The organism is Labrenzia sp. THAF191a (assembly GCF_009363335.1).
Classification (GTDB): Bacteria; Pseudomonadota; Alphaproteobacteria; order Rhizobiales; family Stappiaceae; genus Roseibium; species Roseibium algicola.
The window spans coordinates 246,098-268,754 of record NZ_CP045333.1; the positions used below are offsets into that span (position 1 = coordinate 246,098).

The window sequence follows — 22,657 nt, forward strand, 5'->3', positions numbered from 1 at the left end:
GCGAAAGGTCTCAAAGCAACGACAGCCAGGCCTTTGCAATTGCGGCGCCGGTCTCGTCGGCCTTTGCTGCATGGCGGGCCGCTTCGGTGTCGAAACGGCTGTGCCAGTCCGGCGTGTGCGCGCGAATGTCGTCGCTGAAGGCTTCGGTCCAGTTGCGTACTTCCGGAAGGCCGGTTTCGAAATGGAACTGGATTGCGTAGGTCAAATCGCCCATGCGGAAGGCCTGGACCGGTGTCATGGCGCTGCTCGCCAAAAGCACCGCTCCGTCCGGCAGCGTTACGGTGTCGGAATGCCAGTGGAACTGAGGTGCACCGGCCCCGAGCTTGCCGACCACGGGATCTTCCAGCCCCGCGTCGGTCGGTGTCACGTCGCACCAGCCGAATTCAACCGGCAAGCCCAGAAGGTTCTCTCCACCAAAGGCGCGGGCGATCAGCTGTGAGCCCAGACAAATACCGAGCACAGGCTTGCCGGCATCGTCAAAGGCACGGATCAGATCGCAGACCTTCGGCAGATGCGGGTAGGCTTCATCCGCCAGCGCATCCTGGGCTCCGCCCAGCACGACCAATCCGGCAAACGCATCGGTGGCTTGAGGAAGCGGGTCGCCTTCAATTGCCTTGACGGTGTGCCAGCTGTGACCTTCCTGCGTAGCGACACGACCGAGAATGCCAAGTTCCGTATGCTGATAGTTCTCTACGACGAGAAAATGCATGTTGTCCTCTAACCTGCTCACGAGCCTTACCGCTTCAATTCCGGCAGGACTTTATCCATGCGCAACCTTGATGAAAACATCAAAAACAATCATTTGCATTGAAGTGTCCTGACCGCCAATCTTAGACACAACATCCCATACAGATCGGTTCATTCATGAGCGTTGCATCCCCCAGCCTCCGGCCCGGCTCTGCCGGCTTCAGTGCAACCGACTACGGTCTTTACGCGGCGACGGTTCTTGCCTGGGGCTTCAGCTGGATTGCAATGAAGGGCCAGGTGGCAACGGTCGCGCCTGAAGTGTCTGTCTTCTGGCGCTTTGTGCTGGCAGCGTCGATCATGATGGCGTGGGCACGCTTTCGCGGACACCATCTTGCCTTCGGCCTTCAGGATCACCTGCGGTTTGCCGGACTCGGCGTGTTTCTGTTTTCCACCAACTTCACGCTGTTCTACTACGGCGCGGCCATTTTGCCGTCCGGTTTGCTGGCGGTGATCTTCTCGACCGCCTCGATCTTCAACCTGTTTCTGGGACTGATCCTGTTCGGACAACGGCCAAGCCCGATTGCTCTCGGTGCCGGGCTGCTCGGCTTTCTGGGTATCGGCCTGATGTTCTGGCCGAAACTGGCCGGGGCAGAGTTCAACGACGAAGCTGCCATTGGCCTCGCCATGTGTGTCGGCGGCACGTTGTCCTTCTGCCTTGGCAACATGCTGTCGGCTGACACCCAGCGGCGCGGCATCGGCGTTACACCGGCCACTGCCTGGGGCATGGTCTACGGCATGCTTTTCCTGGGGGTGTTCTCGGCCCTGCGCGGCCAGAGCTTTTCCGTCGAATGGTCCGTGAACTATTTCGGAAGCCTGATCTATCTGGCTGTTGTCGCCTCGGTCATCGCCTTTGCTTCCTACCTGACCCTGCTCGGCCGCATCGGCTCGGCACGGGCAGGCTATGCCACCGTGATGTTCCCGGTGGTCGCTCTCACTCTGTCGACCATTTTCGAAGGATATCAGTGGACGCCAGTGGCCGCCGCCGGTCTGGCCTGTGTCATCGGTGGCAACCTGATGATGCTGCGCGCCCGTTAGGTCCATCCCTGACATGAGATGAAACCGGACGGCGGAGGTTTATTCCGCCGCCAGCTGCGTTGTGCCGCTGCCAACGTTGCCGATGGCTGCCACCAGGTGGTTGCACAACGTATCGTGCATGGTTTCGCGTGCCGTATCCGAACGCAGCAGGGCGATGTCGCAATAGGGCAGCGTCGGAAAGCCGTCCTTCTCGTCCAGAATACGCATGCCGTCTCGAATCGCGCTTTCAGGAAACACCGTCACGGCAAGTCCGGCCTGAACCGCACCGACGAGAGCCGCCGCGCTGGAGCTTGTGTAGGAGACCCGGTAGGGGCGTCCCGACCGGTCGAGCGCATCCATCGAAATCCGGCGCCAGCCACAGGTGACCGGTCCGAGTGCCAACCGGACAACGTCCTGTGTGTGGGCGCAATGTTGGTTAGACGTAACCCAGTAGAGCGGCTCACGGCGAATGATTTCACCGCGCAGATCCATCGTATCCTGGGAGGTCGTGATGGCGACGTCGAGCGTCCCTTCCCGGATCGCATCCGTCAACCGGGCACTGGACAGGCATTCCACCTGCACTTCAATGGAAGGATTGAGCCGGTTGAAGGCTGCCAGCACCTGCGGCAGCAGCCGGTCGGCATAATCGTCCGGCACGCCCAGCTTCACATGGCCGACTTCCTTCTGGCCATTGAAGGCGGACAGGGTCTCGTCGTTCAACATGATCATTCGGCGGGCGAACTCGACCAGCCGCAGGCCGTTTTCCGTCAGCCGGGACTGGCGCCCGTCCTTGATGAAGATCGGCTGACCAACACGCTCTTCCAGCCGCCGCATCTGCATGGAGACTGCCGACTGCGTCTTGTGCACAGCCTCACCAGCCTTGGTGAAGCTTCCCAACTCCGCGATCGCCAAAAACGTTCGAAGTTGGTCGATGTCCAGTGCGTGATGCATGCAAGGACCCTATGAAATGAGCCACAAACCGATGGTGAAATTTGAGATTCGAATTGATTTACTAAAGATACATCACAACTTCTTACACTTCAATCGATATTTGGCCAGCAGGACAAAACAATACTCTAGGTAAGATTTTGAAATCGTTCCGGGAATTCCGTTCGCCTGCAACTATTCGGCCGCGAGCGGAACCGAAAGGTTGTCGAGCGATGAAACAATGTGCTCGACCAGAGCATCCGTGACCCGGGAATTGTTGTGCCAGGACCGCATGATACCGATTTCGCAATCGGGCAATTTCGGGAAACCCTCGGCTTCCGTCAGTACCCGCATGCCGGGCCGAAGCGCAGATTCCGGCAGAACGGAAATGGCAAGCCCGGCAAGGACGGCGGCGCCGACTGCCGTAGAGTTCCAGCTTGAATAAAGCAGGCGATGTTCGCGCATCTGATCGCTGAGCGCATTGATCGCGGCCCGGCGCCAGTCGCAGGTAGCGCGCCCCAGCGCCAGAGGCAGGGGCGACTCGTTTTCCACCGCGTGGCGGGCCGAGACAACCCAGAGCAAAGGTTCACGCCGTACCAGATCAACATTTTTGCGACCGCGCTTCTGTACGTGGGTGATGATGGCGACATCCAGCTCACCCTCGGCGATCATGTCGGCCAGATTGGGTGTCGGCGCGCAGACGACGCTGACCTCCGCCTTGGGGTTGGATCTGGAAAAGCGCGCCAGAATTTCCGGCAGGAACCGATCTGCGTAGTCGTCCGGTGTGCCCAGACGCACGAGCCCGGCTAGTTCCGTGTCATCGAAAGCGGCAAGCGTCTCGTCGTTCAATTGCACAAGCCGGCGCGCGTAGTGAAGCAGACGCTCGCCGTGCTCGGTCAGACGGGACTGCCGGCCAACCCGGACAAAGAGCGGTTTGCCGATCCGCTCCTCCAGGCGGCGCATCTGCATCGACACCGCCGACTGTGTCTTGTGCACATTGTCCGCCGCCTTGGTGAAGCTGCCGCTTTCGGCAATGGCCACAAAGGTCCGGAGCTGATCCAGGTCGAGCATGAGCGCCTCACTGATAAAGGATGCTCATATTTAACATGGCATCCATTTAAAGGGGAAATGATTTCGCGAAGCGACGGCATTGCTTCAATCGAAGCGCTTTGGGAGTTTTCACTTCACAGAAAGTGATAATTTCAATCACAAACATTCGTTGGATTAATAGCAGCAAACAGTCCACATAGGGGATGTTCCACAACAAGCGACGCCAAATCAGGCTCGGAACAGGCAGTCGGAATCCCTCCGTCCGCCAACAGGAGAATTTTGCCATGACACATACAGCAAGCACCCCGTTCTTCGCTCTCTTCGGGCAGATGGTTGCCCGTGTATGGCGTGTGTCCAAAAACCGTCGTCAGTTCGCGGAACTGAATGACTGGTCCGACGAGCAGTTGAAGGACATCGGCCTGACGCGGAGCGACGTTCGACGCGCATTGGCCCAACCGTTCTATACCGATCCGACATCCCTGGTGAACGGATCTTCAGCGCTCCGCGAGACCATCGGCTATAGCGCCGCCAATTCGGCGCAGGACAAGCCGGTGATGACACTCGTGACCGATAGCAAGACCCGCCAGCTGGCGGCCTGACCTTTCGGCTGACCTCCCCTCATTTGCAGCCCCTGTCGGCAAGCCTTGCTGACGAACCTGACCCGCCTCCCCGGCGGGTCTTTTTTTTGCAAAATGCTTTTGGGGCGGCCCAAGCCTGAAGACGTCTCAAACGTCGCGAAAATCCTTGGCGGCCTTTTCGAAGAAACTGTCGAAAGCCTTGAACTGGTTGGACTGGAAATCACGGCCGGCAGACATCCAGCTCGACACCATTTCCTCAAACTCGGACGCATTGCCCTCAGGGCCTTCCGGCTCGTCGTCCGGGGGCAATTCTTCTTCCTGCGGCTCGGGCTCAGGCTCTGGCGCCGCGGGTTTGGTAACGATGCTGGCCGGTTGCAGAAACGCGCCCCAGAAGGATTGCATCGCCTCGGCATAGCCTTGCAGGTAGTCGACCGGGGTCGGCTGCGGTTTCGGCCGGCCTCTGGCAAAGCCGCGCAGATAGGCGTCTAGCAGGTTACGGGCTTCGCCGTGGACAAAGGGCCTGGCGATCTGCCCCATGGCAAGCGTCGCCGCCACGGGCATCATTTCCTGGATGGCGTCGCGCTGAAGGCCTGTGAGGCCGGAAATCTGGCTGGCAAGCGCCTTTTGAACAGCTTCCGGCCCGAAAAAGGGTGTCAGGGCTGCATCGGACGGGCTCTGGAACAGGCCTGCGTAGCCGGCAAAGGGGTTTTGCGCGACTGTGCCAAGCGGCGACGTCTGCCCGAGGAACTCCGAAAAGCCCGGTACCGTGCTGCCGAAGTAGCGGAAACCGTTGAGCGCGGCAGGCAGGAGCTGCTCCATCACCCGGCTAAGGTCTTCATTCGACCAGCCGAAGCGGTTGCGCACATCTTCCGACAAGGAAAAGATGTCGAAGGGAGGAGCTCCCGTCTCGCTGCCAGTCATTTGCGTCGCTCCGCTCACGCTGTTGCAAGGCCTTGAGAAAAAAGACCGATCACAGACAGAGTGACGCTTCGCGGGCCTCAGGTCAATTCAGGCCTTTTGCGGACAGCGCCGGTCGCCCACAACTTGATGCTGCGGGCGGAGCTTGTTCAGTAGGCGTAGTCGCGGAAGACCTGGCTGATATCGCCCTTCCAGGAACCGTTATAGCGCTGCAGCAGAACGTCTGCCGGGCACATGCCGGAGGCGAGTCCTTCCTCGATCGGAGCCAGATGCACGCGCTCGTCCAGATCGCCATCGCTCAGGCGATTGCGACGCTTGAGACCTTCCTGGGACAGGGCAAGCACCTGTTTGGCGACATCCAGAACGGTGCCGGAGCGGAAAGGTGTCTGCAGGGCGGTTTTGGGTACGCCCGCACGAAGAGCCGCGCGTTCTTCCTGGGTCCAGTCCTTGACCAGTTCCCAGGCCTGATCGAGCACGCCCTTGTCGTAAAGCAGGCCGACCCAGAGTGCCGGCAGAGCGCAGATGCGCCGCCACGGACCACCGTCGGCGCCGCGCATCTCGATGTATTTCTTCAGCCGGACATCCGGGAAAAGCGTGGACAGGTGGTTGTTCCAGTCACCGATATTGGGAGTCGCATCCGGAACCTTGCCTTCCAGCGCGCCGTTCATGAACTGGCGGAAAGTGGTGCCAGTAACGTCGTAGTAGGTCGAGCCGCGCTTGACGAAATACATCGGCACATCAATTGCCCATTCCACATAACGCTCGAAGCCGAAGCCTTCCTCGAAAGCGAAGGGCATGTCGCCGGTGCGGTCGTGGTCGGTGTCGGTCCAGATCTGGGCGCGGAAGGATTTGAAGCCGTTCGGCTTGCCTTCCGTGAAGGGTGAATTGGCGAAAATGGCGGTCGCGATCGGCTGCAGAGCCAGGCCGACGCGCATCTTGAGGGCCATATCCGCTTCGGACGAGAAATCGAGGTTCACCTGAATGGTGGAGGTCCGGTACATCATGTCGAGACCAAGCGAGCCGACCTTCGGCATGTAGTTGGTCATGATGTCATAGCGGGATTTGGGCATACGCGGCATGTCGGCACGCGACCACGTCGGGGTCATGCCGATGCCAAGGAAGCCGATGCCGAGCGGTTCGGCCACGCGGCGCACATCGGCAAGGTGCTGGTTGGCTTCGCGGCAGGTCAGGTGCAGGTTGTCGAGCGGTGCGCCAGAAAGTTCGAACTGACCGCCCGGCTCGATGGAAATCGCACCGCCGCCGCGGTCGTCTGCCAGACCGATGATCTTGCCGGCGTCCTCGATCCGCTCCCAGTTGATCAGCTTTTCCATGCCGGTCAGGATGGCCTCGACACCCTTTTCACCACCATAGGGAATTGGCGTCAGTTCGTTCAGGCAGAAGCCGAATTTTTCGTGCTCGGTGCCGATGAGAAACTTCTCTTCCGGCTTACAGCCCTCCTCGAGCGTCGCGGCAAGGTCCGCAACCGTTTCAATCGGGGTGGAGTCGACCGTATCGCGGGCCATGAAAGCGTCCTAAAAACTGCGCGGCCCGTCAGGCTGCCCCCTACAAACCGCAGTGATCCGGCGCGTTCCGGGAGGAACGCTTTTGAGCCTCGGTGATTTAGGTTTCTTGAAACAAGAATGCAAGCAAGGAAACGACACCGAAGTGTGCGTGGTGATCATGCCGGTCCGTTTCAGGAACGCAAGCCGTTCGTCGGGTAATGTGCAACCGGCTTCTGTGACGGCGCCGATCCCAGCTTTGCCCTGATCTCGGGGAAAAGCGAATCCATATCAAACAAGATCCCCTCCCCCAACGCTGTCACGTGATCCTGAACATGAATAACGGTTCCGTGCAGCCGGACAACCGGACAGCCGCCTACCTCCAGTCGCCCACCGTTGCCTGCAGAACCGCCAGGGCCGCGACAGCTGCCGTGTCGGCACGCAGGATGCGTGGGCCCAGGGGAATTGGCGTGACGAAATCGAGACTGCGCAGAAGGGACCGCTCCTCCTCGGAAAAACCGCCTTCCGGCCCGATCAGTATGGCGAGCGGCTTCGGACCGCTTTCCTTCATCTGGGCCAGGGTCAAAAGCGGATTGTTCGTCCCTTCCGCTTCATCGCAGAACAGCAACCTGCGGCCGGGCTGGGCTTCGTTCCAGACCGCAAGCACATCCGCCAGTGGCTGGGGCGCAAGCACTTCCGGCACGGCCAGAACACCGCATTGCTCGGCCGCTTCGATCACGTTTGCTTCCATCCGCTCGAGATTGATTCGGCTGGCCTGAGTATGCTGGGTCAGCACCGGTTTCAGGCTGCCAGCTCCCATCTCCACGGCCTTTTGCACCATATAGTCCAGCCGGGCGTGCTTGAGCGGCGCGAACATATACATCAGGTCATTTGCCGAGGTTTGCTCGCGGGTGCGTTCCATCAGCTGCAAAGTGCAGTCGCGCCGGCCATTGCTGACGATCTTGGCCAGCCATTCACCGTCATTGCCGTTGAAGACAAGCACGTAGTCGCCATCCTTGAGGCGCAGAACGTTCAGCAGATAGTTCGCCTGGCTGCGGTCCGCATCTATGCGTGCGCCATCGGCAAGGATATGTCGCAGGAACAGTCGTTGCATATTGAACTCGTATTTGGCCATGGTGCTTAGGTATGCGCTCGATTGTGAGGGTTTCAAGGCGGTTCGGATGGCTGTGGAAGCTTCCACAGCCTATTCGATTCTTACGCGCCTGCTTAAGCCGTATCTTCTTTTCCCAAGCCTTGGGCAAAGGCGGTCCGCACGGTCCTTGACCCTGCCTCCCCGAACGGCCACTTTCGGGGCAGAAGAGGAATCACCTGCGTGAGCGAAACCCAGTCCAACGTCGCCGAATTCTCCGTCTCCGAAATTTCCTTCTCCATCAAGCGTACGATGGAGGATGCTTTCGGTTACGTGCGCGTGCGCGGTGAACTGGGCAGGATCTCCCGGCCGGGGTCCGGTCACATCTATCTGGACCTGAAGGACGACCGCTCGGTCCTGTCCGGCGTTATCTGGCGCGGGGCAGCCTCCAAGCTGAAGATCCAGCCTGAACAGGGGTTGGAGGTGATCGCCACCGGCAAGATCACCACGTTCCCGGGCCAGTCGAAATACCAGATGGTGATCGACTCCCTGGAACCGGCAGGAGCTGGCGCCCTGATGGCGCTGCTGGAAGAGCGCAAGAAGAAACTTGCCGCGGAAGGCCTCTTCGCCGAGGAGCGCAAGCGCCCACTGCCACCCTTGCCGAGTGTCATTGGCGTGGTCACTTCGCCGACCGGTGCCGTTATCCGCGATATCCTGCACCGGATCGCCGACCGCTTTCCGCTGCATGTGCTGGTCTGGCCGGTCCGCGTCCAGGGCGAGACTTCGGGTGCGGAAGTCGCTAACGGCATTCGCGGCTTCAACGCCCTGCAACCCGGCGGACCGATCCCGCGACCGGACGTCCTGATCGTAGCCCGCGGAGGCGGCAGCATCGAGGACCTGTGGGGCTTCAACGAGGAAGCCGTTGTCCGCGCAGCCGCAGACAGCCAGATCCCGCTGATCTCGGCCGTCGGCCATGAAACCGACTGGACACTGATCGACCTTGCCGCCGACCTGCGAGCCCCGACGCCGACAGGCGCAGCCGAATTTGCCGTGCCGGTGAAAGCCGAGCTGATGGCCATGGTCGACGACCGCTCCCGCAGGCTCAATTCGGGCCTGGTGCGGTTCGTGACCACCCGGCGAACAGAGCTGCGTGCCGCCAGCGCTGCCTTGCCCGCGCCGCAAGACCTTCTCGCCCTGCCGCGCCAGAAATTCGACACGCTGGCCAGCAGCCTGGAACGCGCACTGATCGTGAGCACCAGAACGCACCGGACCCATTACCAGAATTTTGCCGGACGCCTGTCTCCGTTGCTGCTGTCCCGCCTGAGCACGAAAGCCCGGCAGGACCTTGTCCAGGCGAGCGAGCGGAAGCAACGCGCGCTGCAAGTCGCGGTCTCGCAAAAGCGGCATGCGTTCGAGGCCCTGGCCGTGCGGCTGACACCGGCCCGGCTCGCCCAGCAGACGACGCTCGGCACCGAGCGCCTGTCCGGTCTGGGTGACCGGCTTGACCGGGCCTATCTTGCCCGTCTTTCACAGGAAAAGGCGCGCCTCGACGGTTTGCAGAAATTGCTGAAGTCGCTTTCCTACAAGGATGTGCTTGCTCGCGGGTATGCCGTGGTGCGCGACGACAGCGGCCAGCCGGTGCGCTCGGCAGCAGCGATCGCCTCCGGTGCAGCCCTTTCCATCGAACTGGCGGACGGCACGGTTGACGCTGTCGCGCTCAGCGACAGTGCAGGCCCGAAGCCTGCCAAAGTGAAAAAACCGGCGACTGGCAAAGGACCGGCAACCAGCCAGGGCAGCCTGTTCTGAACGAGCAGAAAACCCTCCGCAATTTCACCAAGATTTAACCACGTCCCTTACGTCAATCTTAAGCCGGCTCGCGTAGGGTCACCCTCGTTCTGACAAGAAATTTTCGGACGGGGGATACTCATGCCTGTGCAGCGCAAGCAATTTGGAAAACGTGGACTGGACCTGCAAGGTCAGGGCCAGTGGGGCCCGAGCCAGAACGGCTATTCGGGCAACAATAGCTATGCTTCGAGCGCCGGCGGGTATGCGCGCGCCGGAGGCGCCGCCGTTCAGGTTGCCGGCGACAGCAGTCTCTCCATCATTGATGCGGTGATGCAGTTCCTCGGTTTCTTTTTCAGCTTCAACGGCCGCATCGGCAGGCTCGGCTACTGGGGTATCGGCACATTCAACCTGATCATGATGGTCGCGGTCGTCTTTGCGTATTTCACCGCGATCGAGAACGAGATTCAATACTACGCAAACGCGGACGAATTGCTGGCTAGCGGAAGTGGACTGACCATGTGGTTGCTGATCCTGCCGTTTTCCATTTCGAACCTCTCCGTTCAGGTTCGCCGTTTCCATGACAGGGATGTGTCGGGCTACTGGCTGCTCGTCTGGTTCATCCCGATTGTCGGCAGTCTCTTCGCCCTCTGTCAGGGGTTCGCCAACATGTTCTTCTCCGGCACACAGGGACCCAACCGGTTCGATACGCCGCAGAGCCAGGCTCACATCTTCGATTAACCCGAACCCGGGGCAATTCCCCGGCCAGCAACAAAAAACGCCGCCGGAATGACCTTCCGGCGGCGTTTTTGTTTTCTTGAATTCGGCTTTCCCGTCAGGCCATCAGCTCGGGCAGGATGGTGATGATCGAGGGGAATGCCAAAAGGCCGGCGATGGTCAGGACGTCTGCGACGAAGAACGGTACGCAGCCGCGAAAGACTTCCTGCACCGGAATATCCGGCCGAACTCCCGAGACAACGAAACAGTTCAACCCGATCGGTGGTGTGATCAGGCAGAGTTCCGCCATCTTCACCACCAGAATGCCGAACCAGATCGAGCAGGCCTCGCCCGACATGCCGAACGCACTGTCGGCAGCCGACACGCCCTCACCGCCGTTCAGCGCCATCACGGCAGGATAGACCACCGGCAGCGTGAGGATGAGCATGCCGATTGCATCCATGAACATGCCAAGAACGGCGTAAGCCAGGAGGATGCAGACCATCACCACCCAGGGGGAATACTCCAGGGCGACGATGAAGTCCTTGAAGGCGTCCGGCAGGCCGGCAAAACCCAGAAACCGCACGTAGACTAGCACACCCCAGATCAGGGTGAAGATCATCACAGTCAGTTTCGCGGTCTCGTGCAAGGCCTGGCCGAGCTGCTTGGTGCGCATGCCTTTCATGAACGCAACGACCAGCACCACGAAGGCTCCGAGCGAACCGGCTTCGGTCGGGGTGGCCAGACCGAAGAAGAACGAACAGAAGATGATCGCGACGACGGCTATGATCGGCAGGGTTCCGGGCACGCTTTCAAAGCGCTCTTTCCAGGTAAAGCCGCCGACCGGTGGTGCATCGCCACGCCAGGCGGCAACGGCCACGATGATGCCGACGTAGATCAATGCCGAGAACACGCCCGGCAGGAAACCGGCGATCAAGAGCTTGCCAACCGACTGTTCCACCAGAATGGCGTAGATCACCAGGATTGCGGATGGCGGGATGAGCGAAGCCAGCGTGCCACCGGCGGCAACGACTGCAGCCGACAGTCGTTTGGAATAACCGGCGGCCAGCATTTCGGGAATGGCAACGCGCGCAAAGACCGCGGCCGTTGCCACCGATGCACCTGATACAGCTGCGAAACCGGCAGTGGAGAACACCGTACCCACGGCCATGCCGCCCGGCAGCCAGCCCAGCCAGCGCTTTGCCGCTTCGAAAAGCTGCTTGGTGAACCCGGCGTAGAAAGCCAGGAAGCCGATCAGGATGAATGTCGGCAGCACCGACAGAGCATAGGTAACCGACTTGGAATGCGGGATCGTGCCGGCCATCTGCAAGGCCACGAAGAAGCCTTTCGAGAAGCCCATTTTCAGGGAGAACAGCACGATAAGGCCGACCAGTCCGGTAAAGGCCGCGGCAAAAGCCACGCGCACACCCAGGACGACGAGGACCAGCAGGACGCCGGTCATCAGGAGGCCAACTTCAAACGGCGTCATCGCGCGCCTCCTTCTTCCACGTCGTCGCCAAAGGCTTCTTCGATTTCGTGTTTGGCGTGTTCCTCGACACCCTCGATCATCGGCACGCAATAGGCTTCACGAGACGGGTTCACGACCAGGCGGGCGTACCCGTAGATCTGCAAGCACAGGCGCAGGAACAGGAGACTGAGCGCGATCGGAACCATCAGCTTGGACGGCCAGGTCGGCAGGCGGATATCCATAGTGCTGTCGCCGATCGTCCAGGACCGGTCGAAATGGTACCAGGAGCCCCAGATCAGGAGCGCGACCGTGAAGGCGATCAGGATGACACCCAGCATTTCGCAGATGTAAAGCGTCCGGCCGCTTAGCCGGCCGAGCACGATTTCCATGCGGATATGGCCGCCGACGCGTTGGCAATAGGCAATACCGGCGAAGGCGAAGATGGCCATTGCCTGTTCGGTTATGTCGATGAAGCCGGGTACCGGGGTGTTGAAGCCCAGGCGGCCGACAACCTGAAGGACGGCCAGCAGCATCAAGGCCAGGATGGCTCCTGCGGCAAACAGGTTGAAGGCATTCTCGACATGAGCGAGCCAGCCGTCAAAGCGGATATAGGTGACCGGGCGCTCCGAATCGGAACGTCCTCCGGGATCGATTGTGTTCATGAGTTAAGCCCCGAGCATTGGCTTCCCGGCGCGGGTCGCGCCGGGAAGAGTGTGGAACAGTCCAGGCTTGCCGGGCTTATTCCGCGAGGGTCGACTTGACCATGTCCAGGATGTCCTGCGCCGGCAGACCGTTGGCGGACTGCTCTTCCACCCAAGCAGCCTGGATCGGGCCGGCCTTTTCGGCAAAGGCGGCCAGTTCGGCATCGGAGAACTCGACCTGCGTCACGCCGCGGCTTTCCAGTTCCGGCCACCACTTTTCGTAGACCTTGTCATAGGTCTCCAGGTAATGCGCCAGGGCCGGCTCAACCGAGCTGTCGAGAGCTGCCTTGAAGTCGTCCGGAAGAGCGTTGTAAGCGTCGACATTCACGATCACCGGGCATTGCACGGTTCCCGGGTTCAGGTTCTTGGTCCACCAGTTGGCGACTTCAACCACCTTGAACGACAGATGCGCATGCGGTGCGAAGCTGGCAGCAGCCACCGTGCCTGAATCAATCGCCTGATAGGTTTCCGAAGCGGTCACGGAGGTCGGCACCGCGCCGACAGATTCCATCAACTGGCCGATGCCGCCCAGGGCACGCACGCGCATGCCGTCAAAGTCGGAAATCGAGCTCGGCACATCGCCCTTGCCAGCAAAGTTGTACTGCGGCATCGGCGAAGGCATCAGAGCTTGAGCGTTCCAGCGGCCGAGGTCTTCCTGCACCGCGGGATGCTCATAGAGCTTCATCGATACCTTGATTTCCTGGTCAAGGTCCTTCACGCCCAGGAACGGCAATTCCAGAACCGTCAAGCTCGGGTTCTTGTCCGGGTGATAGGAAGCGCAGATCTGCGCCATTTCGAACGCACCGAAGGAAATGCCGTCGAGGTTTTCGCGAGACTTCGACAGGGCTTCACCGTACTGCAGTTTGATTTCGAACTTGCCGTCGGTCTTTGCGGCCACTTCTTCGGCCAGCTTTTCGACATGCTCGGTAAACGCACGGCGCTTGCCCCAGAGCGACACGTTCCAGGTTACGTCGGCGGCGAAGGTTTCGGTGGCGAATACCAGAGACAGCGCAGCCGCGGATACAGCGGTTGCGGATTTCAGTGAAAAGAGCATGCAATCCTCCCAAGACGTTTGCTCATTTCCTTGACAGCTCGGCCTGAACACCTCCGCGCACAAGCCCGTGCCAAGTCGATGAGCCTGTAGCATGACCCGTGCCAGTTCTTGCTGGCAACACTTTCCGGCAGGAAATCGATGCTTCTTTCCGCCCCACCCTCGATTTGCTGCAGTGCAGCTCGGCAAGATCTTGCCGATAGCCCGATACCCTCGGCGGATTTCCGCCGGTTCGGGGTGATGTTGGGAGCTTGTCTGCCAGCTTCGAACCGCCGTCTCATTTCCCGATTACCTCCATCCTGAGGAGGACCATCAGGTCCTTCTCGAAGGATGCGCAGCACACTCGGGAGCCAGCGGCCCATCCTTCGAGACAGCGCTTACGCACCTCCTCAGGATGAGGCTGGATGTTGGGGCATCGCTCGGGTGAATGCTCTCAGGAATGCCTATCCCTCGACAGTCTCGGCATTCGCCTGATCGCGGCTGAGGCCGAGGCGGGTCATTTTTTCGTTGAGCGTTCGCCGCGGCAGGTTGAGTTCCTGCATTACGTCGGCCATCCGCCCCCCATGACGACGCAAGGCACCTTCGATCAGGTTGCGCTCATAGGCGTCCATCAGCTCCTTCAGGCCACCTCCAACGGGAACCGGTCCCGTTTCGCGCTGGCCGGTCACCAGTTCTTCCAGCGGCTGCGGCGTGACCGGTGCGTTGAGCACGAAGCGCTCGGCGGCATTGCGAAGCTCCCGGACGTTTCCCGGCCAGCCATAGGTCTGCAGGAACGCCTCGTCGCGGGCGCTTGTGGCCGGGGCATCCAGACCATACTGGGCGGCGAAGCGGTTCAGGAACGTGTCGAACAGCAGGAGCGCATCACGGCCTCGCTCGCGCAGCGGCGGTACCCGCAGTTCAATCGTATTCAGCCGGAAGAGCAGGTCCTCGCGCAGCCGTCCGGTGCGCACAGCTTCCCTAGGGTCGACATTGGCGGCGCTGACCAGACGGATATCGACATCGACGGGTCTTGTGCCGCCGATACGGTCTACCTTTTTCTCCTGCAGCACGCGCAAAAGTTTCGGCTGCAACGCCAGCGGCATGGAGACGATTTCGTCCAGAAACAGGACGCCACCACTTGCCGCCTCGATCCTTCCTGTCCTTTGCTTGTCTGCACCGGTGAAAGCGCCGGCCTCATGGCCGAACAGTTCCGCTTCCACCATGGCTTCCGGCAAGGCTGCGGCGTTGATCGCCATGAAAGGCCCGTCCTTGCGCGGACTGAAATCATGCAGAGCCTGGGCAATCACTTCCTTGCCTGTGCCGGTTTCACCGGTAATGAGAACCGCAGCATCCGTTGCAGCAAAATGCAGGATCTGCTGGCGCAGGGCCTGCATGGCGGGGCTATTGCCGATCAGGCGGCTTTCCAGCCCCGCGCTATCGAGCAATTGCGTGCGCAGCGAACGGTTCTCCAGAACAAGTGCACGCCTGTCGCACGCCCGGCGAACCACGTCGGCAATCAAATCTGGATCGAACGGCTTTTCGACAAAGTCATAGGCCCCGGCCCGCATCGCCTCGACCGCCATCGGCACATCGCCGTGACCGGTAATCAGCACCACTGGAAGATCCGCGTCGAGCGCTCCGATCTTGCGCAGAAGCGAGACGCCGTCTTCCCCGTCCAGCATCACGTCCGAAACGACGCAACCTCGGAAATCGGCGGACAATCTGGCAAGCGCCTGACCTGCCGTTGCAACTTCATGGGTTTCAAAACCTGCAAGTCTTATCCATTGCCGCAGGGCCGCACGCATGGACGGATCGTCGTCGACGATAAGAACTGGAATCTTCTGGGAAAGGTCGGTCATTCTGCGGCTTCTGGTTCCCGTTCGGTCCTGGTGCCGGAGGCGCTGTCACCGGCTCTTTCACTGGCTTTCTCGCCGGACAAGGCAGGCAGACGCAATTCGAATACCGCACCCTTGGGGATGTTTGCGCGCACCGACAAGCTACCGCCCAGGTCCTCCGCGAGCCGCATCGATATGGCAAGGCCGAGCCCCATGCCCCCGCTGCTGGTCTTGGTGGAAAAGAACGGGTCGAAGATCCGTTCCTTCAGGTCCTCCGGGATGCCGGGGCCGTTATCGGAAATTGCCAGCACCAGCTCTGTCCCTTGCCGTTGCGCGTGCAGTTTGACTTCACCGGCTTCTTCGCCCGCCGTTGCATCGGCACCGTTGCGCAAGAGATTGACCAGGATCTGCTCGATCCTTAGCGGTGCGGTTTCCGCCTCCAGCGGATCGGGTGGAAGGTCCAGTTTCAAAAGGCAGCCGGTCTCTTCAAACCGGGGCCGCACGATCTTTTCGGCGGTCCGGACACTTTCTGTCAGGTCAATCTTCTCGATACGGCTTTCACCGGGCCGCGCAAAGCGCTTCAGTTCCTGCGTGAGGCTGGCCATGCGCATCTGCAGGGAATCGATTTCGTCTAGGTTTTCCGAGGCGGTTTCCGTGTCGCCCTTTTCCAGGAACTTGCGTGTTCCGGCAACGAACATGCGCAAGGCCGCAAGCGGCTGGCTGAGTTCGTGGACCACTGCCGCGGACATCTCGCCCACAGCAGCCAGACGGCTGGAGCGGGCAAGGCCGCGCTGTGCTTCCAGAAGCTCTTTCTCGACACGTCGCCGCTCCTGAATCTCCTCCACCAGACGAGTGTTCAGCTCTTTCAGTCCGGCCGATTCCTGACGCAGCAACGCGGAGGCCTTGCGCAGTCGCCGACCGCGCAGCACAAGGACAATGACCGCATATACAAGGCAAAGCGAAATGGTTGCCGCCCAGATCGGCAGCACGCTCTTGCGCGTCTCCTCCACCGGGACCAGGAAATGCAGGGTCCAGCCAAGCAGGCCGACATCCGCCGAATTGTGCCGGTAGTTCTTGCCGTCGATGACGAGCTGCTGTCTTTCCTGATCCAGACTATCGCTGACCGGGGACAATTCCCGCCCGGCATACTGGCGGGTTGCCTCGATCATCTGGCGTACTTCCTGCGGCAGCGCCGTCAGCGTCCGGTAGCGCCAATCGGGCTGGCTCGACAGAAAAATCACGCCATTGTCGTCAGAGGCAAAGACGGTCTCACCGCCTTCGGCCCAGGCTTCTTCCAGGGGGCCCATGTCCACCTTGACCACAGCCACACCAACCGGCTTGCCGCTAACCGGCGTCGGCCGTGCCAGGAACAGGCCCGGCTCGTCCGACGTCGCGCCGATTGCAAAGAACCGGCCTTCCTCGCCTTCAATGGCGGCCGAGAAATAGGGCCGGAAACCGTAGTTACGGCCGACCAGCGACAGGTCTTCCTGCCAGTTGCTGGACGCCAGTGTCGTGCCTTCGGCGTTCATGACATAAAGCAGATCCACGCCGGAATTTTCGGCCATTTCCTGCAGGAACCGATTGGCACTTTCCGATGGCTGGCCAAGGCCCAGCGCTGACGTTGCGCGGGGATCCCGCGCAATCATGTAAGGCAGATAGCGGTACTTCTGGTATTCGCCCAAAATCGTCTGGCGATAAAGCGTCAGCCGCTCGGCGGCCTTCCTGTCAACGCTGTCCTCATCCAGCTCCATGAAGAGCTGAACCAGCATGAAGGCGACAGCCACGAGCAGGAACGGTGGCAGGGCCAGATAGAGCCAGCGGTTTGACATGGCTCCATATTGCGCATTTTTTTCATTCCCGCCACCCGGCCGGCGATCAGAACAAGATGGTGACATTGATGCGCGTCAAGGACTCACCACATTCAGACCTATAGATTTTTAACGAGGCTGGTTCGACGACATGATACCGGCCGCAGGAGGGATATATGCCTATCAAAGATATTTTGACCGTTCTGGATCTCGCAGGTGACCAGCCGGCCGCCAAATACGCCCTGGAATTCGGCCGAAACTACGATGCCCATGTCACCGGACTGGCGGTGTCGTTCGAGCCGGTCGTTCCCGCATTCGCGGCCGCGCCGATGCCGGTCGACTATTTGCAGGCAGCACACGAACAGGCGGTTGCCGCGGCCACCGAGGCCAAGAAAGAATTCGACGAGCTGGCCCGTCTGGCAGGTGTGAAGAGCGAAAGCAGGCTCGCGGAAATCCTCACCGGCGGCCCCCTGGAAAACGTGCTGGTTCATTGCCGCCCGACAGACCTGGTGGTCATCGGCCAGGCCAATCCGGACAAGCCGGAGCCGATGCGTGAGCTCTTGATCGAGACCGTCCTGTTTGAAAGCGGCGTACCGGTACTGCTTGTGCCCTATATCGGCAGCAAATCCTTCCAGCCGAAGAATGTGCTGGTTGGCTGGGACGGCAGCTCCACCGCGACACGGGCCATCCATGCGGCTCTGCCCGTTCTGGAAAAGGCGGAGAAGATCACGGTCCTGGTTGTCGAGAAGAAAGCCACGAAAGCAACCGGCCAACCGGGTGCCGACGTCGCCAACTATCTGGCGCGTCACAACATGGATGTCACCGTCGAGGTTGTCACCAATCCGCAAGCCGGCATTGCCGACACGGTGCTCAACCACGTCTCCGACAACAGCAACGATCTGGTCGTGATGGGCGGGTACGGCCACAGCCGCATGCGTGAATTCCTGTTCGGCGGGGCAACCCGGGAAATCCTGGAAGCCATGACCGTACCGGTTCTGATGGCCCATTAAGCCACTGGCGCACCCTCGATCACCGAGATTTTGCGATGCATGAAGCCCGCGAACCTGACACACTCCGGTCCGCGGGCTTTTTTTGACCGGAAAACATGACGAGACTGCAGGCTCGAAACACCGGCAGAGCCGGACGCACGTCTGCAACCACCCATGTTGTTTTTCGCTTCTTGTTCGTGAAATTTGCGGCGCGTGACCTAGGTTGGTTTCAGACGCCTCGTTCCTTGCGGAGCTATTCAAAGGATCGATCTCATGACCATTCGCAACCTCGACGGTTTCTTTGCGCCAGGATCGATAGCCATTATCGGCCCTTGCAGGCATCCGGGTGTCCTGACCAGCAAGTTGATTTCCTGCCTGCAGGATATCGAGGCCGGCCATCCGGTAACGCTCGTCGGGATCGACGAGGATGTCCCTTTCAAGGGCCGAAAGGTCGCTCGGCTGGCCGATCTGGAGAAAATGCCGGATCTGGCGATTTATCTCGCCAAGGCGGAAGCGCTGCCGGAAAAGATCCGGATCCTTGCTGCCGGTGGGACAAAGGCCGTGCTTATTCCTTCGCCCGGCTTTGAAACCTGGCCGGAAGAGTTGCTCCAGGAGTGCCGCGAAGCCGCGCAGACCACGAACTTGCGTCTTATCGGTCCAGGCACGCTTGGCCTTGCCGTTCCCGCCAGGGGACTTAACGCACTCCTCAGCGCGGAGCGACCCGAAAAGGGAGAAGTCGCGTTTTTCGCTCGTTCCGGTGCCGTGCTCAATGCAACGCTTTCCTGGGCGAAGACCCACAATACCGGATTTTCCGCTGTCGTTTCTCTCGGCGCGCGGATGGATGTCGATATCAGCGACCTGATCGACTATTTCGCGCAGGACTATCATACCCGTGCGATCGTGCTTCACCTGGAAGGCATCGCGGTCCCGCGAAAATTCATTTCCGCCGCCAGGGCAGCTGCCCGCAGCAAGCCGGTGATTGTGATCCGCTCCGGCAAGAGCCGGGATACAGGCGGCTCGGGCAGAACCCACGCCGGGCGACTCGCACGGACTGACCGGGTCTATGAGACCGTGTTTCGCCGCACTGGCCTTTTGCGGGTGCATGATCTTGACGAGATGTTCGAGGCACTGGAAACCCTTTCCCACATTCGCGTTCCCCGCTGCGACAAGCTTGCCGTCATTGCGAACGGTCGCAGTCTTGCCAGTCTTGCCGTTGACAGGCTGATGGATCTGGGCGGCTCCTTCGCCGAGCTTGGCACCGAAACTCGAACAGCTCTTGAAGACACCAGCCGGAGCCATGCCGGCCTGTCGGTGACACCCGCTGCAGATGGTTCGGTAATCCTGAAGGAGAACGTGACACCGGAACAGATTACCGAGGCAATCGTCACGGTGTTGAAAGACCCGAATGTGGATGGTGCCGTCGTGCTTCAGGCTGCCAGTGCCTTCCAGCCCTTGTCGGCCATCGCAAAGGCAATTGCCGATGCGGCGACGCTCGACAGGCGACGCACCGGGCGGCGCAAGGCCCTTGTCGCCGGTCTTATCGGTGGTGATGGGGCAACGCGGGCAGCCCTTTCCGAAGCGCGCATCCCGAACTATGCCAGCCCAGCCGAAGCAGCCCGCAGCCTGATGCATCTGGCGCATGATGCGCAGGCGCGCGAATTCCTTATGGCGGCCCCGGCCAGCCTGCCCAGCACGTTTTCACCCGATGTCGCGCGGGCACGCGGTATTGTCACAGCGGCGCTTCAGGAAGACCGCACCTGGCTCAGCCCGCCGGAAGTGGTCTCCGTTCTGGAAGCATATGATCTGCCGATCATGGCGACCGCCATGGCGACAACGCCAGAGGAAGCCGGCAAACTGTCGGAGCCTTTCTTCAAGACCGCCGCTCATTGCGTTGCCAAGCTGATTTCGCCGGATCTGCCGTTCAAGTCACGCATCGATGGTGTGCGGCTGGGGCTGGAAAGCCCCGAAGCCGTCCGTCATGCGGCAGAAGAACTGATCGAAAAGACCAGACGGGACTACCCGGACGCCCGAATCGCCGGGCTCTCCATTCATCCGATGCTGGAAGACCGGCACGGGCTGGAACTTTATATGGGTGTTGCCGAAACACAGGACTTCGGCCCGGTCCTGGTGTTCGGCCATGGTGGTACCGCAATCGAGGAGAGCGAAGACATTGCGCTGGAATTGCCGCCGCTGGATCTCAACCTGGCAGAAGCACTGATTTCCCGCACACGAATTGCCAGGCTTCTGGATGGCGGACCGGCGCGCCCGGCCCTCGACAAGGCAGCCCTTGCCCAGGCGCTGGTGAAACTCTCCCAGATCACCATCGATATTCCCGAGATACAGGAACTCGACATCAACCCGCTGGTTGCCCTGCCGAGCGGGCTAATCGGGCTCGATGCCCGCATGACATTGTGCCATCCGGAAAAGCGACCGGGCCGTGCCGGCAGTTCCCGCCTGGCCATCGCCCCCTATCCCCAGGAATGGGAACAGACACTTGAGTTGAAGGATGGGCACGAGATCTTCATCCGGCCCGTGCGCCCGGAGGACGAGGACCTGTTCAAGACGTTTTTCGAGCAGGTCACACCCGAAGACCTGCGCCTGCGGTTCTTTGCACCTGTGCGCGATTTCAGTCATCGGTTCCTGTCCCGGCTGACCCAGCTCGACTATGCCCGCGCAATCGCCTTTGCTGCCATCGAACCCAAAGACGGCAGCTTGCTCGGCGTCGTCCGCCTGCACGCGGATCCCGACCATCAAACCGGCGAATATGCGATCATGGTCCGCTCCGACCTGAAGGGACAGGGCCTCGGCTGGACCTTGATGAAACTGCTCATTCGCTACGCCAGGGAAGACGGCATCGAGGTCATCAAGGGCGAGGTTCTGAAGGAAAACACCTCGATGATCTCCATGTGCCAGTCGCTCGGCTTTTCCGTCGGCACTTCTCCGGACGATCCCGGCATAGCCCTCGTGACGCTGCCTGTGGCGGAGGTGCCGGAACAGATCTGAACGCGTTGCGCAGTCCGCAATGCATCTGAATTCCGTTTGCCTGTCAGCACGCCCACATGGACGTTGCCCCAAACAAAAACGCTCCCCGCAAGGAGGAGCGTCCCGGGTGGTTCATCTGTAGATGCTCAGTGCGTTGCGGCCATACCGAAAGACAGCTGTCCGCGAGCGTTCTTGTACCATTCGATGATCTTCTTGCGCTCGTCTTCTTCCATGAAGGAGACGTTGGCGGGCGGCATGGCGTTGGTGACGCCTGCCTGGAGGTAGATCTGTTTTGCGGCGCGCACGACGTCTGCCTTGGTTTCCAGATGCAGGCCCTTGGGTGCCCAGTGGATGCCTTCGTAGAAGGGTTCGCGGGCATGGCACATGCCGCAGCGGCCGGGAATGATGTTCATGACATCATCGATGCCTTCCGCATTGGCGAATACCTGTTCGGTCTGCGTCAGCGGACGGGCCTCCGAAGCTTCCCAGGTATCCTGCTGGAGCGGTGCCATGGACAGCTGGATAATGGCCACGAACAGGATCGCCGTTGCCAGCCAGGTCCAGGTCGGTGCCGGAGCACCCGTGTGCTTGGTGTTGAAGTAATGCCGGATGGTGACACCCATCAGGAAGACAAGGGCAGCAATCAGCCAGTTGTATTCCGAGGCAAAAGCGAGCGGGTAGTGGTTGCTCAGCATCAGGAACACGACCGGCAGGGTCAGGTAGTTATTGTGGGTGGAGCGCAGCTTGGCGATCTTGCCGTATTTTGCGTCCGGGGTCCGCCCGGCCTTCAGGTCCGCCACCACGATCTTCTGGTTCGGAATGATGATGAAGAACACGTTCGCGGTCATGATCGTCGCGGTGAAGGCACCGAGATGCAGCATGGTGGCGCGGCCGGTGAAGATCTCGTTGTACCCGTAGCCCATGGCCACCAGCAGCGCGAACAGCAGCAGCATCAGCAGCGTCGGGCTTTCGCCGAGCTTCGACTTGCACAGCCGGTCATAGACCAGCCAGCCGATGGTCAGAGACCCGGCGGAAATCAGGATACCCTGCCACAGGGCAAGATCGGCCTTTGCCGGATCGATCAGGTAAAGCTCGCCGCCGACCCAGTAGACGACCATCAGGAGAGCCGCGCCGGACAGCCACGTGGAATAGCTTTCCCATTTGAACCAGACCAGGTGTTCCGGCATGTTTTCCGGGGCCACCAGGAACTTGCGGATGTGATAGAAGCCACCGCCGTGGACCTGCCATTCCTCGCCATGGGCTCCCTTGGGCAGGTCCGGGGCTTTCTTCAGGCCAAGGTCCAGCGCGACGAAATAGAACGACGAGCCGATCCAGGCCATCGCCGTAATCACGTGCAGCCAGCGAACCGCAAAGGCGATCCAGTCCCAAATGATGGCAATGTCCAGCATTGCTTCCCCTCCAAATTCGTTTGACCCAAGCTAGCTCATGCAAGAATTTTCTGGTATCTCGGGATAATTCCGAGCAGTTTCAAAAAAATCGGAACAATAAACCGGCCCGGTTG

The 22,657-nt window shown here is 60.5% G+C and carries 18 protein-coding genes; 6 read left to right on the plus strand and 12 right to left on the minus strand.

Annotation, left to right across the window (positions count from 1 at the left end):
* Positions 1-10: 10 nt before the first annotated feature.
* Complete coding sequence (locus FIV05_RS01165) at positions 11-709, minus strand: type 1 glutamine amidotransferase (protein ID WP_152508384.1); 699 nt, start codon at positions 707-709, stop codon at positions 11-13.
* A gap of 155 nt (positions 710-864) precedes the next feature.
* On the opposite strand from FIV05_RS01165, the gene FIV05_RS01170 reads away from it, so the two are divergent.
* Positions 865-1,782: a DMT family transporter gene (locus tag FIV05_RS01170; protein ID WP_023002111.1), complete on the plus strand. Its 918-nt coding sequence runs from the start codon at positions 865-867 to the stop codon at positions 1,780-1,782.
* 39 nt (positions 1,783-1,821) lie between these two features.
* Here FIV05_RS01170 and FIV05_RS01175 read toward each other — a convergent pair whose 3' ends face one another.
* Both FIV05_RS01175 and FIV05_RS01180 read right to left on the minus strand, forming a co-directional pair.
* The gene (locus FIV05_RS01175) at positions 1,822-2,712 is read right to left on the minus strand and encodes a LysR substrate-binding domain-containing protein (protein ID WP_023002112.1); all 891 of its coding nucleotides are present in this window, start codon (positions 2,710-2,712) and stop codon (positions 1,822-1,824) included.
* 171 nt (positions 2,713-2,883) lie between these two features.
* Complete coding sequence (locus FIV05_RS01180; protein ID WP_152508385.1) at positions 2,884-3,759, minus strand: LysR substrate-binding domain-containing protein; 876 nt, start codon at positions 3,757-3,759, stop codon at positions 2,884-2,886.
* A gap of 263 nt (positions 3,760-4,022) precedes the next feature.
* Here FIV05_RS01180 and FIV05_RS01185 point away from each other — a divergent pair, with 263 nt between their 5' ends.
* Entirely contained in the window at positions 4,023-4,337 is a 315-nt protein-coding gene (locus FIV05_RS01185; RefSeq protein ID WP_173013741.1) for a DUF1127 domain-containing protein, read from the plus strand.
* A gap of 126 nt (positions 4,338-4,463) precedes the next feature.
* Here the strand turns inward: FIV05_RS01185 and FIV05_RS01190 are convergent, their stop codons facing one another.
* The 3 genes from FIV05_RS01190 to FIV05_RS01200 all read right to left on the minus strand — a co-directional run bounded on the left by FIV05_RS01190 (position 4,464) and on the right by FIV05_RS01200 (position 7,868).
* On the minus strand, positions 4,464-5,237 hold the full coding sequence (locus tag FIV05_RS01190) for a DUF937 domain-containing protein (protein WP_152508387.1): 774 nt from the start codon (positions 5,235-5,237) through the stop codon (positions 4,464-4,466).
* 146 nt (positions 5,238-5,383) lie between these two features.
* The gene (locus FIV05_RS01195; RefSeq protein ID WP_023002115.1) at positions 5,384-6,757 is read right to left on the minus strand and encodes a glutamate--cysteine ligase; all 1,374 of its coding nucleotides are present in this window, start codon (positions 6,755-6,757) and stop codon (positions 5,384-5,386) included.
* A 352-nt stretch (positions 6,758-7,109) separates the two neighbouring features.
* On the minus strand, positions 7,110-7,868 hold the full coding sequence (locus tag FIV05_RS01200) for a 16S rRNA (uracil(1498)-N(3))-methyltransferase (protein ID WP_152508388.1): 759 nt from the start codon (positions 7,866-7,868) through the stop codon (positions 7,110-7,112).
* Positions 7,869-8,066: 198 nt separating this feature from the next.
* On the opposite strand from FIV05_RS01200, the gene xseA reads away from it, so the two are divergent.
* Both xseA and FIV05_RS01210 read left to right on the plus strand, forming a co-directional pair.
* Positions 8,067-9,629: an exodeoxyribonuclease VII large subunit gene (xseA, locus tag FIV05_RS01205; RefSeq protein WP_152508389.1), complete on the plus strand. Its 1,563-nt coding sequence runs from the start codon at positions 8,067-8,069 to the stop codon at positions 9,627-9,629.
* 120 nt (positions 9,630-9,749) lie between these two features.
* Positions 9,750-10,346: a DUF805 domain-containing protein gene (locus FIV05_RS01210; RefSeq protein WP_152508390.1), complete on the plus strand. Its 597-nt coding sequence runs from the start codon at positions 9,750-9,752 to the stop codon at positions 10,344-10,346.
* Between the two features lie 94 nt (positions 10,347-10,440).
* On the opposite strand, the gene FIV05_RS01215 is transcribed toward FIV05_RS01210, so the two are convergent.
* The 5 genes from FIV05_RS01215 to FIV05_RS01235 form a co-directional block, all read right to left on the minus strand.
* Positions 10,441-11,811 (minus strand): TRAP transporter large permease, encoded by a 1,371-nt coding sequence (locus FIV05_RS01215; RefSeq protein ID WP_152508391.1) that lies wholly within the window; start codon positions 11,809-11,811, stop codon positions 10,441-10,443.
* Positions 11,808-12,452, minus strand: coding sequence for a TRAP transporter small permease (locus tag FIV05_RS01220; RefSeq protein ID WP_152508392.1), 645 nt, complete (start codon positions 12,450-12,452; stop codon positions 11,808-11,810). The genes FIV05_RS01215 and FIV05_RS01220 overlap by 4 nt, the downstream gene beginning before the upstream one ends.
* 76 nt (positions 12,453-12,528) lie before the next feature.
* A complete protein-coding gene (locus FIV05_RS01225) occupies positions 12,529-13,545 on the minus strand; it encodes a C4-dicarboxylate TRAP transporter substrate-binding protein (protein ID WP_152508393.1) in 1,017 nt (338 codons plus the stop codon).
* A 440-nt stretch (positions 13,546-13,985) separates the two neighbouring features.
* A complete protein-coding gene (locus tag FIV05_RS01230; RefSeq protein WP_152508394.1) occupies positions 13,986-15,380 on the minus strand; it encodes a sigma-54 dependent transcriptional regulator in 1,395 nt (464 codons plus the stop codon).
* On the minus strand, positions 15,377-17,185 hold the full coding sequence (locus tag FIV05_RS01235) for an ATP-binding protein (RefSeq protein ID WP_152508395.1): 1,809 nt from the start codon (positions 17,183-17,185) through the stop codon (positions 15,377-15,379). The genes FIV05_RS01230 and FIV05_RS01235 overlap by 4 nt, the downstream gene beginning before the upstream one ends.
* A gap of 155 nt (positions 17,186-17,340) precedes the next feature.
* Here FIV05_RS01235 and FIV05_RS01240 point away from each other — a divergent pair, with 155 nt between their 5' ends.
* Positions 17,341-18,174 carry a universal stress protein gene (locus FIV05_RS01240; protein WP_055657672.1) on the plus strand — a complete coding sequence of 278 codons (834 nt, stop codon included), beginning with the start codon at positions 17,341-17,343 and terminating at the stop codon, positions 18,172-18,174.
* Positions 18,175-18,426: 252 nt separating this feature from the next.
* Positions 18,427-21,156 carry a GNAT family N-acetyltransferase gene (locus FIV05_RS01245; protein ID WP_152508396.1) on the plus strand — a complete coding sequence of 910 codons (2,730 nt, stop codon included), beginning with the start codon at positions 18,427-18,429 and terminating at the stop codon, positions 21,154-21,156.
* 125 nt (positions 21,157-21,281) lie between these two features.
* Here the strand turns inward: FIV05_RS01245 and FIV05_RS01250 are convergent, their stop codons facing one another.
* Positions 21,282-22,544, minus strand: coding sequence for a urate hydroxylase PuuD (locus FIV05_RS01250; RefSeq protein WP_023002127.1), 1,263 nt, complete (start codon positions 22,542-22,544; stop codon positions 21,282-21,284).
* Positions 22,545-22,657: the final 113 nt, after the last annotated feature.